Annotated in this window: 12 protein-coding genes; 11 read left to right on the forward strand and 1 reads right to left on the reverse strand. The window is 36.8% G+C overall.

Features of this window, described 5'->3' with window-relative positions:
- The first annotated feature begins 393 nt into the window (after window positions 1–393).
- Window positions 394–1,533 (forward strand): slipin family protein, encoded by a 1,140-nt coding sequence (locus tag SB028_RS04345; protein WP_128860390.1) that lies wholly within the window; start codon window positions 394–396, stop codon window positions 1,531–1,533.
- Window positions 1,530–2,753 (forward strand): RtcB family protein, encoded by a 1,224-nt coding sequence (locus SB028_RS04350; protein ID WP_069368458.1) that lies wholly within the window; start codon window positions 1,530–1,532, stop codon window positions 2,751–2,753. Before SB028_RS04345 ends, SB028_RS04350 begins: the two co-directional genes overlap by 4 nt.
- A 435-nt stretch (window positions 2,754–3,188) precedes the next feature.
- On the opposite strand, the gene mrpI is transcribed toward SB028_RS04350, so the two are convergent.
- On the reverse strand, window positions 3,189–3,749 hold the full coding sequence (mrpI, locus tag SB028_RS04355) for a phase variation DNA invertase MrpI (protein ID WP_069368457.1): 561 nt from the start codon (window positions 3,747–3,749) through the stop codon (window positions 3,189–3,191).
- Window positions 3,750–4,426: 677 nt separating this feature from the next.
- Here mrpI and SB028_RS04360 point away from each other — a divergent pair.
- The 9 genes from SB028_RS04360 (at window position 4,427) to SB028_RS04400 (ending at window position 11,853) form a co-directional block, all read left to right on the forward strand.
- Window positions 4,427–4,954 carry a fimbrial protein gene (locus SB028_RS04360; protein ID WP_023581066.1) on the forward strand — a complete coding sequence of 176 codons (528 nt, stop codon included), beginning with the start codon at window positions 4,427–4,429 and terminating at the stop codon, window positions 4,952–4,954.
- An 83-nt stretch (window positions 4,955–5,037) separates the two neighbouring features.
- Window positions 5,038–5,598, forward strand: coding sequence for a fimbrial protein (locus SB028_RS04365; protein ID WP_069368456.1), 561 nt, complete (start codon window positions 5,038–5,040; stop codon window positions 5,596–5,598).
- Between the two features lie 21 nt (window positions 5,599–5,619).
- Window positions 5,620–8,235 (forward strand): outer membrane usher protein, encoded by a 2,616-nt coding sequence (locus tag SB028_RS04370; RefSeq protein WP_069368455.1) that lies wholly within the window; start codon window positions 5,620–5,622, stop codon window positions 8,233–8,235.
- A 54-nt stretch (window positions 8,236–8,289) separates the two neighbouring features.
- Window positions 8,290–9,048 (forward strand): fimbria/pilus periplasmic chaperone, encoded by a 759-nt coding sequence (locus SB028_RS04375; RefSeq protein WP_069368454.1) that lies wholly within the window; start codon window positions 8,290–8,292, stop codon window positions 9,046–9,048.
- Window positions 9,049–9,061: 13 nt separating this feature from the next.
- Window positions 9,062–9,607, forward strand: a complete 546-nt coding sequence (locus SB028_RS04380) for a fimbrial protein (protein WP_077885116.1) — start codon at window positions 9,062–9,064, stop codon at window positions 9,605–9,607.
- Between the two features lie 11 nt (window positions 9,608–9,618).
- Window positions 9,619–10,104 carry a fimbrial protein gene (locus tag SB028_RS04385; RefSeq protein WP_069368453.1) on the forward strand — a complete coding sequence of 162 codons (486 nt, stop codon included), beginning with the start codon at window positions 9,619–9,621 and terminating at the stop codon, window positions 10,102–10,104.
- Window positions 10,105–10,114: 10 nt separating this feature from the next.
- A complete protein-coding gene (locus SB028_RS04390) occupies window positions 10,115–10,663 on the forward strand; it encodes a fimbrial protein (RefSeq protein WP_023581061.1) in 549 nt (182 codons plus the stop codon).
- Window positions 10,664–10,684: 21 nt separating this feature from the next.
- Entirely contained in the window at window positions 10,685–11,512 is an 828-nt protein-coding gene (locus SB028_RS04395) for an adhesin (protein WP_069368452.1), read from the forward strand.
- Between the two features lie 20 nt (window positions 11,513–11,532).
- Window positions 11,533–11,853, forward strand: coding sequence for a helix-turn-helix domain-containing protein (locus SB028_RS04400; protein ID WP_069368451.1), 321 nt, complete (start codon window positions 11,533–11,535; stop codon window positions 11,851–11,853).
- The last annotated feature ends 1,638 nt before the right edge of the window (window positions 11,854–13,491 follow it).

Here is a 13,491-nt window from a genome sequence, read left to right on the forward strand (position 1 = left end):
AACTTGGCACGATCTTGGCAATATTATTTGTGTCTTGAGCAGATTTTAAATCTGGTAGGCACATAAAGAACACTCTGTGGTGTTATCTAAATGTGTTCCTCCACATCGGGACTCTGTAGGTGAAGAGGGTTATTTTCAGGTTCGATTCCTGACACCAAAACCATTACAAATCCAAATGTAAAATTAAATATAAAAAATCGTTGTGACAGCAGTACCGTCACCTTGCTTATCCACCAGCGACTACGCTGGATTGTAGGCAGAAGAAGAGACAAACAAAGTATCGTTCCTCTCTTGTTTTCCCTTCGATTTCGCCAAGTATGTTCGTGGAGAGCAAGTCACGATAAAAAAGTAATAAAAGAAAGCTAATAAAGAAGAGATAAGGGAGTCATGATGATAAGAACAACAATAAAAGTGAAGCAAGGACAACTGGGTTTATTAAAGAAGGATGATGAGTATATTGAAGTCCTCACGGCTGGTGAATATAAATTTTTCGATCTTCGTCGCCAATTAAGTGTTGAGCTGGTGGAGTTAAACGGTCCAGCCATTGAAAGGGAGAAAGCTGAATTTTTACGCCAGTATCATCCTGAATGGGTGAGTCAATATTGTTTTGATATTGTGCTATCTGATGAAGAGATTGGCTTACTTTATGAAAATGACTCACTCAAAGAGATCTTAGCGCCGAGCACACGGCGTCTTTATTGGAATTATACACAACGCTCAATGGAAGTGTTGTCAGCCAATGAATTAGAAGTTTCGCCCGCTTTGGTTAAAAAGTTGCAGTATCCAAAACTGCGTAATCAAACAGTCAAAGGCAGTGAAGGTATATTAAGTGTGGATATTCCGGCATGGCATGCGGGTATTATCCGTATTAATGGTGAAACTCAATCATTATTGCCTCCAGGATCAAAAGGTTATTGGCGTTATCAACACAAAGTTGATGTTGAAGTCGTTGATATGCGTTTACAAACACTCGATGTAAGTGGCCAAGAGATCTTAACAAAAGACAAAGTGACATTACGTATTAATTTGTCAGCGAGTTGGCGTTATAGCGATGTGCTTTCAGCGTATCAATTACTGAGTTCACCTCTTGAGTTCTTATATAAAGAGTTGCAGTTTGCTTTACGTGAAGCAGTAGGAACAAGAGCATTGGATGAGTTATTAGAGAATAAAACGCTAATTGACAGCTTAGTGAGTGAGAAAATCAGTGAAGTGACGAAAGGATATGGTATTGAAGTGGCTTCATTAGGGGTAAAAGATATTGTTTTACCGGGTGAAATGAAAACGATTTTAGCGCAAGTGGTTGAGGCAGAAAAATCAGCTCAAGCTAATGTTATTCGTCGAAGAGAAGAGACATCTGCAACACGTTCTTTATTAAATACGGCAAAAGTCATGGAAAACAATCCAGTCGCCTTACGATTAAAAGAGCTAGAAACAGTAGAACGCATTGCAGAACGTATTGATAAGATTTCCGTTTATGGCGGTTTAGACCAAGTATTAAATGGATTAGTACAAATTAAAGGAGCACAGGCATGATATTGGATCATCAAATAGTAAAAGAAGCTGGAACTGCTGAAATCAAAATGTGGACAAATGGCGTGCCAGTTGAAGCCGATGCGCTAAAGCAACTGATTAATACTGCCAAAATGCCTTTTATTTTCAAACATATGGCGGTGATGCCTGATGTTCACTTAGGAAAAGGTTCAACAATAGGGAGTGTTATTCCAACAAAAGGCGCAATTATTCCCGCTGCTGTGGGGGTAGATATTGGATGTGGAATGATTGCGGTGAAAACTTCATTGCACGCAAATGATCTGCCAGATAATTTATTTGCCATAAGAACGGCAATAGAAAAAGCAGTTCCTCATGGAAGAACAAGTTATCAATCAGGGAATGATAAGGGATCATGGAAGAACCCACCTCAACTTGTTGATCAACATTGGCAACAACTTGAAGGACGTTTTAAGGTGTTAACCGATAAGTACCCACGTTTACGCAATACGAATAACTATCGTCACCTTGGTACATTAGGAACAGGAAACCACTTTATTGAGTTGTGCCTAGATGAATCTGATCATGTTTGGGTAATGCTACATAGTGGATCTCGTGGTGTTGGCAATGCCATTGGTACGTTATTTATACAAATGGCACAAGATGATATGAGAGAACATATCGCTAACTTGCCAGATAAAAACTTAGCGTACTTAAAAGAAGGAACGCTTTTCTATGATGACTATATAGAAGCTGTGGAATGGGCACAGGATTTTGCTCGACACAACCGTGAAATTATGATGGAACGCGTATTGGCAGCATTATCAACACAAATAACGAAACCTTTTACGACACAGCAACAGGCGGTGAACTGCCACCATAACTATGTGCAAAAGGAAATGCACTTTGGTGAAGAGGTTCTTGTGACGCGAAAAGGGGCGGTTTCAGCTCAAAAAGGTGAAATGGGGATCATTCCTGGTTCGATGGGAGCTAAGAGCTTTATTGTAAGAGGAAAAGGAAATGCTGAAAGTTTCTGTTCATGCAGTCATGGTGCAGGACGTGTAATGAGTCGAACCGCGGCGAAAAAAACGTTTAGTGTTGAAGATCAAATTCGAGCAACAGCGCATGTGGAATGTCGAAAAGATGAAGATGTGATTGATGAAATCCCGATGGCTTATAAGGATATTGATGCTGTTATGAAAGCGCAATCATCATTGGTTGAAGTTGTTCATACCTTAAGACAGGTCGTTTGCGTAAAAGGATAATGGTATTTTTTTAAGGTAATTCATCACTATCCCCAAACAATGACGTAGGGGATAGTGTGATATGACAGCGTGTGCATGCAATGCAAATGAATAAATTTTTAAGAATAGATATTCTCTTTAAGTAAAACTCTTCTTTTTTTGATTAAAAATCAAACAAATAATGTTTAATATTACTAATAAATAAAGGTTGACATTAAATTTATTTATCTCCAATAAAGATAGTCAAAAAAAGAATACTTATGTTGAATTATTCTTTAACTAGAAAACAGTTATTAATAAATTATTAATGTCTGTAATCGCGATTATTTATTTAATATAAAACAATTCCTAAATTTTTTAATTATATTAAAATTAACTGTATTCTTATTGAAAAAATATAGCCTACTCTATTTAGTGTATTAATTCTTAGAGAATATATTAAACAAATAAATATTGTTAATTTCTTGCTTCCCAAATGTGAATAAAACGTTTTGAATTACTTGCAGTATAGATAACAGTATGTGAAATATTCCGATGCCCTAAATAATCTTGAATTAAACGAGTATCTCTACCTAAATCAGCGAGTGCATAGCCACATGCATGGCGTAGCATATGAGGATGAGGAGTAATGGATACATTAGCCTTTTTACCTAAACGGCGAAGTAACCCATATACTTGCTGACGCGAAATTGGACCTGTTTTTTGGGATAAAAAAACCCACTCTGAGTCAGATTCTCTCCATGTTTCCCTTTTTTTCAACCAGTTAACCAATGCTTCATACTCTTCTTCGATAATCGGTTGCGTTGTTGATAATCCCCCTTTTAAACGCCTGACATAGAGTATCCGACTTTCCAAATCAATATCGCTTAAGGTTAAATGACATAACTCACTTACGCGAAATCCATGTAAAAAACACATTAAAAACATACAGTAATCTCTTTCTGGGTATCGCCCTTCCTTTGCTTGCTTCAAAATAGAATTGATCTCAAAACGTGTAAGAAACTTGCGCTGCTTCATTTTCATAACCTTTTCAATGAGATAACAAGGAACAAATGTCAATTGATGCATCACTATAACAAGTAATATACATCAATAAAGAGTTGTATTTTTTTTATGCTTACACTTTTACTTGTTCATTTTAAACAAGTTTATTGAAAGTTTATTTATTTTTAGAAAATGAAAGTGATTGATTGGAAAAGCAAAAAATGAGCATAGGTAGGAATTTGGTTATCTTTAGAGAAATAAACAGAATACACCAAATTGTTTACTATTATTCTCTGGCTTCTCACCTAAGTCAAATTTAATATTCACCACTTATCTGCATTTATTTAACATATTGATATTTATCATTATTTTAAAAAACGAACACGATTGGTTACTTTGTTTTAAATCCAGAAATAATTTTTTTTACTTTTTTCACAAATTATAGTATTTACACTTAGAATAATAAACTCTTTTTTTGATATTTAAAGTTTGATTATCTAAATGTGTCTATTTTCGAGATGAAAATTTTTAACAAAACAATTTGGTGTATTTTGTTTTGTTTCTAACGATATTTAATTTCGTTTTGGACGGGCACAAGTATACCAAAATTCAAAAACTCAATAAATGAGTCATTCATTTAGGAATAATTCATTCCTAATGAATTTATTATTTTTAATGTCTTCGTCCTTTATATTTTAGGAAACAAAAAGATGAAATTAAATAAATTAGCGTTAGTTCTTGGCTTAGGTTTATCTGTTGCTGCTGGTTCTGCATTTGCTGCTGATCAAGGTCACGGTACAGTTAAATTTGTTGGTTCAATTATCGATGCACCTTGTTCTATTCATCCTGATTCAGAAAACCAAACTGTTCCTCTAGGTCAAATTTCTACTGCTTCATTAAAAGACGGTGGCCGTAGTAATTCTCGTGATTTTAAAATTACTTTAGAGAATTGCACAACAGAAACTTATAAAACTGTTCAAACAACCTTCACGGGTTCAGAAGATGCAGACATCTTAGCGGGTTCTTTAGGTATTGAAGGTATCGCTAAAAATGCGGCTGTGGTTATTACCGATGCGGGTGGTAAACAAATCAAATTAGGCACACCAAGTGCGGCTCAAACATTACGTGATGGTAATAACGATCTGAACTTTGCTGCTTACTTACAAGGTTCTTCTGCAGAAGCTGCTGTTCCTGGTGACTTCACTGCAATCGCAACTTTCGCACTGACTTATCAGTAAGAAAAAATAAGTGCTGTACAAGGATGTACAGCGCTCTATTTCCTGTGTCTATTTTTAACGATTTTTTTCTTACGGAGAAAAATATGAATCGCAAGATGACACCACTATGGCCATGTCTTATTGCCAGCTTACTGATAACAACAGCAGTAGCGAGTGATGTAAAACAAGATAAAAACATGCATCAGCGATTTGGGGTACTTAATCTTTCAGGCTCTATCTTAGAACCATCTTGCACGATTGCCGCAGGAAGTGGTGAACAAGTTATTCCACTGACAACGGTTTCTATTCCAATGCTGGCGACTGAAGGGCAAGGACCTATTGAGTATTTTTCTATCAGATTAACGGAATGTACGCTAATTGAACAAAAAGGTCAGGAAGCGGACAACCCTCGTTTTATTGCAACGTTTGAAGGTCCCTCTAACGAGAATGGTAATTTTGCACTTTCTGGTGAAGCAAGAGGTGCGTCATTAGCGATAGCTGATCGTTATGGTAGGAGAGCAATTCCAGGTAAGCCATTACCCCCTGTTGGTATTGACTCCAAATCAATGGCATTACTTTACCAAGCGCGAATAGTCAAAAATAACGAAATACCCAAAGCTGGAAATTACCGAACGACGCTGCGATTTAAGCTGGAATACTATTAAATGGATCGGGTTGGATAACTTATGGTTAGAACATTCAAAACCGTTGGTTTAGGGACGGAAAAAAAGAAAAAACAACATACTATTCGGCCTGTTGCTGTACTGATCTATTTAATTCTTACTGGTGTTTCGAGTATTTCAAGTTCAGCTTTAGCAAATAGTGATATTGAGTTTAATGCCGATATTTTGGATTTAAAAGATAAGCAAAATATTGACTTATCGGATTTCTCTCGTGCTGGCTATATTATGCCCGGCCGATATGAGTTTGTTGTTCGTGTGAATAATAATGAACTCCCTGAACTCTACAACATTAGTTATGTTGTACCAGCCAATGATCCAAAAGGTAGCGAAGCTTGCTTACCTCCAGAATTGATCCATCAAATAGGACTCAAACCTGAATGGGTTGAAAAAGTGAAATATCAAGATAATGGAAGTTGTCTTGATATCTCTTCTATTCCCGGAATGACGATAAATCCAAGTTTGGGAAATGGCAGCCTTATTCTTACTATTCCTCAAGCATATCTTGAATATTCAGCGCCAAACTGGGATCCACCTTCTCGTTGGGATCAGGGTATTTCAGGCGTACTTTTTGACTATAACGTCAATGCTAACGTGACAGATCCTGCTAAAGGAAAACAGCGCCAGCAAGTGACAGGCTTAGGAACCGTGGGAGCAAACCTTGGTGTTTGGCGTTTCCGTGCCGATTGGCAAGCAAGTTACCAGCATACAACAGGTATGCCTGATAGCACTGAAAATAGTTGGAAATGGAACCAGCTTTATCTTTATAGAGCCATCACACAATTAGGGGCTCGCCTTGTGATGGGGGAGACTTACTCTCGTTCTGACATTTTCGATAACTTCCGTTTTACCGGCGTTAACTTATCTACAGATGACAATATGTTGCCGCCTAACTTAAGGGGATATGCTCCTGAAGTAACGGGAGTGGCAAAAACGAACGCGAAAGTGACGATTAGTCAGCAAGGCCGTGTGATCTATGAAACTCAGGTTGCTCCAGGACCGTTTCGTATTCAAGACATCAATGATGCTGTGAGTGGCAAATTAGATGTACGTGTTGAAGAGCAAGATGGATCTGTTCAAGAATTCCAAATGGATACGGCAAGTATTCCTTATTTAACACGCCCTGGCCGAGTGCAATATAAATTATCTGCGGGTAAACCGTCGGATATGAACCGCAATACAGAAGGTCCTATTTTTGGTATGGGTGAATTTTCGTGGGGGATCAGTAACGGTTGGTCACTTTACGGTGGTTCTCTTGTATCGGGTGATTATAACTCGGTTTCTGCTGGTATTGGTCGTGACCTAATGGTATTGGGGGCTATCTCTTTTGATGCGACACACTCTTGGGCAAAAATTCCAAGTGATAACAAGCGTTATCACGGTGGTTCTTACCGTTTAAGTTACTCGAAACGTTTTGAACAAATAAATAGTCAGGTGACATTTGCAGGCTATCGATTCTCTGAACGTGACTTTATGAGTATGAACCAATACTTAGATCGCCGTTATCGTGGTGGTGAAGAAGATAACAATAAAGAGCTTTATACCATTATGTTTAGTAAGCAGTTCCCTGAATGGGGATTGAGCGCCTACTTAAACTATAGTCATCAGACGTATTGGAATAAGCCTAATAATGATAACTATAACTTGTCACTAGCCAAAACGATGGATATTGGTCGCTTTAAAAATATCAACCTCAGTTTGTCGGCGTTTCGTAATAAATTTAATGGCACCAATGATAATGGCGTTTATATGAATGTCAGTATGCCTTGGAGCGATCGCGCAACCATTAGCTACAACACGGTGATTAATAAACACGGTAATTCTCATAATGTCAGTTATTACGATCGCATTGATGATAATAGTAGTTACCGTGTTGGTGCAGGTTTAAGTAGTAATGGTAAACCATCCGCCGATGCTTATCTCATGCATTATGCAGATGCGGCATTGGTCACTGCTAGTGCGAGCCATATTAATGGTGAATACACATCAGCCACTTTATCACTACAAGGTGGGGCAACATTAACACCCAAAGGTGGTGCATTACACCGTACAAGTCGTACTGGTAGCACTCGTTTACTGGTTGATACCGATGGTATTTCAGATGTACCAGTGAAAAGTATCGGCGCGATTACGCGTACCAATATTTTTGGTAAAGCTGTACTGCCTGATATTAATGATTATTACCGCAGTAGTGCCAGCATCGACCTTGATCAGATGCCAGATAACGCTGAAGCATTACGCTCAATCCAACAACTCACCCTAACAGAAGGCGCAATAGGCTACCGCCACTTTGATGTGGTTTCGGGACAAAAAGCCATGGCGGTCATTCGCTTACAAGATGGAACTTACCCACCATTTGGTGCCAGTGTCACTACGGAGAAGGGACGTGAGCTCGGCATTGTTAATGATGGTGGAAATGTCTATCTGACGGGGATCAATAGTGATGATGTATTGAGTGTTCGTTGGAATGGTCAAGAACAGTGCAAAGTCCGCATTCCGACATTAGTTGAAGGGCTATATATATCTTCATTATTACTGACTTGTAATGAGGGTGAAGCAACATCTTCGACAATCAATCAAAGAGCAGAGCCCTTACCTAAACCTTACCTGATTACGCAATAAGGTGAGGAACGAAGGGAACATAAAAATAATTTCAGACAAAAAGAGTAATTTAAGATGATGTTATCAAAGCGCTTATTCATTGTAACAACCACTTTATTGACTGGAATGGTCTTTACTAGTCAAGCCCTTGCTGCGATTGCTTTAGATAGAACGCGTGTCATTTTTAATGGTGCCGATAAATCTATTAGCTTAAATGTCAGTAATCAAAACAAAGAGTTGCCTTACTTGGCTCAAGGTTGGATGGAAAATGAAAATGGAGAACGTATTGACAGCCCATTATTAGTTTTACCGCCTATTCAGCGTATTGAGCCGGGCGATAAAAGCCAAGTAAAAGTACAGTCACTACCGGATATTGCCAAATTACCACAAGATAGAGAAAGCGTTTTCTATTTTAACTTGCGTGAAATTCCACCTCGTAGTGATAAACCCAATGTATTGCAAATTGCATTACAGACACGAATTAAGTTGTTTTATCGCCCAGCATCTATTTATGCCACACAAACGGATCTTACTCATCCTTGGCAGGAAAAAATCACCTTAATAAAGAAAGGTGATCGTTATGAAGTGAATAATCCCACCCCTTATTACGTGACATTAGTGGATGGGCTAACAGGGTTACAAGGAAAAAGCCTTGATGGTTTTGAACCGATCATGATTGCCCCTAAAAGTACAGGAACGATAAATCTGCATACTTCTGCATTTGGTACATCCCCGGTACTCAGTTACATCAATGATTATGGTGGACGTCCACAGATGAAATTCACCTGTAATGGTAATGAATGCAAAGTTACAGAAACATCAGCAGGAAACTAAATAGGCCTATTTTATGAAAATGGAACAGCGGTTTAGCCCAAGCAAAGCAGTGTTGAGTCTTATTTTGGCAACGTTTACTGGAGGCCTAAGTTTTACTGCTGTTGCGAATTTACCCGCGAGAGCGGTGAAAGATGTTATTCCGGGAATTGTTTATATCAATATTTCAGGGAATGTCATTGCGCCACCGCCTTGCTTAATTAATGACGGCAAAATGATCGAAGTTAATTTTGGTGAGGTGATGAGTACACGCATTGATGGTGTTCGTTATAAAGAGCCTATCCACTACACCGCAACATGCCAAAAAATGCCAACGAATGCCATGAAAGTTTATGTTACGGGCAGTGCAACTATGTTCGATTCAAATGCGCTACAAACAAATATTACGGGATTGGGAGTGCGTATTCTGTATCAGGGAAAGCTATTAGATTTAGGAAAGGCGGTAAATTTTACCTATCCCAATTTACCTGAATTAGAAGCGATCCCTGTTCGTAATCAGAATGAAGTCTTAGTGGGTGGTGATTTTGTCGCAAGTGGCACACTGCATGTGGATTATCAGTAAGAGGTCAGAAGATGAATAAATTAAAGTACCTATGTCTGATTGCATTACTGAATTCTTATTCTGTCATAAGCGCAGACGCACCTAATATGAAATTATTTGGCACCTTATTAGTGCCACCCCCTTGTGTCATTAGCAATAACGAACTGATTGATGTCTATTTTGGGCACAACGTGGGTATTCATAAAGTAGATGGCATTAACTATACCGAATCGGTGAATTACCGACTGGTCTGTGATCCAAATTTAAAAGGTTGGGATTTAGGGCTTTCTGTTATTGGTCCTAAAACACAGTTTGATGAAGCTGCGCTACAAACCAATATTCCAGATCTAGGTATTCATCTTACGCAAGATGGTAAGCCTTTTAAATTAAACGAACGCATTGCGATATCACCGGATAATCCCCCCGTGATCCAAGCGGTGCCCGTTAAAAGACCCGGTAGCACTTTACCTGAAGGTGCATTTGAAGTTTCGGCAACACTGCTTGCTGAATACCAATAGGAGCGTATTGATGAATATTAAAAGATTATCGATCCCGTTCATATTGGGGCTAGCCACATTTACGGGATTAACATCAACCGCTTTCTCAGCACCGGACAATATGCGTTTTCACGGCATATTAGTTGACGAGCCCTGCACCATAAAGCCCGGTGACGAAACCGTTGAGCTAGATTTTGGCAATATTCCGGACAAGAACCTTTATGCGTATCAAAGAACACCAAGCAAGTTGTTTCAAATACGCTTGTCTGAATGTGATTTAACGATTGGTAAAAGTGTCAAGATCACCTTTAAAGGGGATGAAAATCAAGCCATGGCAGGACAAGGTTTTTTAGCGATAAGCCCAAGCAGTCAAGCCGCGGGTATTGCGGTTGGACTGGAATCTGAAAATGGAAATGCGCTACCGGTTAATAAAGAAACGGACAAAATGTCATTAAATGCGGATGACACGATTTTAAATTTTTATGCCTTTATTCAAGGGGAGCCGGATGCGATTGCTAACCAATCCATTAAACGCGGCCCATTTAGTGCAATAGCCACATTTCATTTGAATTATGACTAATTATTAGGGTTGAGGTTTTATATGTCCATATTAAAGCGACTTCCGGCTTTATGTATTGCAATCGGTTTGCTGTTTTCGGCACCTGCGATGGCATCCATCTTTTCTTATATAACCGAATCGACAGGAACACCCTCAAATGCAACCTATACCTATGTTATCCAGCGCTGGGATCCTGAAACGTCGGGAACATTAAATCCTTGTTATGGATGGTCTACTTGTTATGTAACGATTAACCATAAACATGATCTTGATGGGTCTGGTGGATCAGCTAAACAACTCATCACAAGAATTGAGAAGTTGCGTACTTTAGCGGAAGTTCGAGAGGAGGTTTTAAGAAATATTTCCTTTCCACTTGAAGGAAAGACCGATCACGTAGGACCTGCTTTAAATTCTAATCAGGAATGTGTGGGATTATTTTATCAACCCAATTCAAGTGGAATATCACCGAGTGGGCGTTTATTACCGGGATCACTATGTGGTATTGCTCCGCCACCTGTTGGTGCCTGCAAAATAACAGAAGGCGCTGTAAACCTTAATTATGGTGATATAGATGAATATAGTTTAGAGGGTGCCCAGCGTTATCAGAATATCAATGTTACTTGTAATTTAGCGATGAAAGTCATGGTTATTGCATCAGGTTCAGATAGCGGGAGAGTGCCTTTACGTTCAGACAACAGTTTATATGCTGATTTATTTCTTGATGATTATCCAGGCGAGACCGGAAGCATAATTAATGTTCCTGCTGGTGGTTCAGTGCCTGTAAAAGTAAGTTCTACTTTACATACAAATGGTCGCGTTGCACCGGGCTATTTCTCTGGTTCGGGCTCAATTATTTTAACGATGCCTTAATCATGATAATAGGTGGATATATGATGAATTACAATTTTACAGATATCGATGTTAATGCGTTAGTTGGAAAACGAATTCAGAAAAAGCGTAAAGAATTAGGTTACACCGGTATGCAAATTGCTGAAAAAATTGGTGTTAGCCAACAGCAATTCTCCCGATATGAGCGCGGTATGAACAAGATTGATTTAAGCTATCTTGTTTTATTAGCCAATTATCTCAATACACCTATTTATTGGTTTTTTGAAGACTGTTTTATACCCAAATCCTCATCAGAAAATCAGCGTAATGATAAACGTAGCAGTATCATTGCTGAAGCGACACCTGATGTCTTTTTGTACTAATACATACGGCTAAATTAGCTCAAAATGAGGAGGGTTTAGTGTGTATGTTTTTCTTTGATTGATTACCAAATTGGTAAGGCAGGGTTTTCCCTGCCCTTTTTTTATCTTAAAAAAGGCTCAGTACAATTAGCCAAACTTGAGTTATCGATCGTCTAGTCAGCAAAAAAAGGAGGTATAGGGGATCAATTTTTACTCTTTTTATAAGGGGGGAAAATGCGTTATGAAAGTAAAATGCTCATTTTATGATGATAATAATTATCTAAAACACACATTCTTCCTTGGTTATGGGTTAGGAATACTCCTAAAACGAGTATTTTGCAAATATCGACCTTTAGTCGATTCAATATGTCTTTTTTTTATCGCACAGTGAAAAAGATAAATAAACTTAAATTAATTTATTAGATAAAGATCATCCAATAACGATACTCTTATTAAGAGTTATGGGGTTGAATAATTAAATAATATTAATATGAACCTCTATTTTTATTTAAATTATTTACTTGTTATTATTTAATCAATAGATGACCGTTTCCAATATATACCTCAAAACTTACTTCTTTAGATTAATTAACTATTAGGGATTTCGTTAATTTTATTCCTAATTTAATGTAAAAATAAAAAACGCTAATATTCTTATTGAAAAAAATTAGTAATTAAAAAAATAAGCAATAACAACTAATATGTGTACACATAACCTGAGTAATGTTAACTTGGTGTGTTTATAACGTAAATAAAATGTATTTTAATTTGTTTTTATTTGGATAAGAAAATGTGGATATCATGGAAAGGTATTAATATGAATAAGCCAATAATGAAATTAGTATTAACACGTAAAATAATCAATAATCCAAGAAATAAATAATTTAAAATTTTGAAGCGGTTTTTAATAAATACATTAAAAAATTTACCCAAAAAAAGAGTAATAACTTTTAATCAAATGATTGGGTTTTCGGTTTTTTTTGAGGAGAAAATGGGCATTATACGAATTTCTTTTTTGAATTATCAGCGAGTTAACATCCGGTGGTGTTCTTGATCAAAAAATACAAATTGTACAAAAAACTCACTTTCTGACCTTGATTTCCTAAGTGTTAATACGTAAATGAGAGTGTTAAATTTTTATCAAAATGCGGCATTCTTGATTATCATTTTTAACTAATTACTTAAAAATCAATTGATTATGTTTTTTTTGCTCATTTTATTTTGTTTATTATAAAAAATTACAATTTTAAAAAACATAAACTCATAATTTATATTGTAAATACAATAAGTTATGCTTATTACATATCTTGTGTTCTTAATATTTAGTTCTATTTTGGATAATCATTATAAGATTTATTTTGTGTGGTTTCTTCACGAAATTAAATAATGATGATAAATAAATTAACAAACATATTATTTTGATCTACTTAAAAATCAATATATTAAATGCAAGTTGTTTCATTATGTAAATTTTTGGTTATTTTAAGTTAAAATAAAGAAATAATAAAATGTTATTTAATTGATAAATACTCCTATTCATAAAAAGACAATTAGATTTTTTTACTTTAAATTTTAGATTTAAAGAATTTAAATCCACTTCAACACTTTTTAAGAGTATATTTTTGGTTTTAAAGTCTGTTTCGAGTGTTTTGAAAAAGT

Origin of the sequence: Proteus vulgaris, from assembly GCF_033708015.1 — a bacterium.
Taxonomy (GTDB): domain Bacteria; phylum Pseudomonadota; class Gammaproteobacteria; order Enterobacterales; family Enterobacteriaceae; genus Proteus.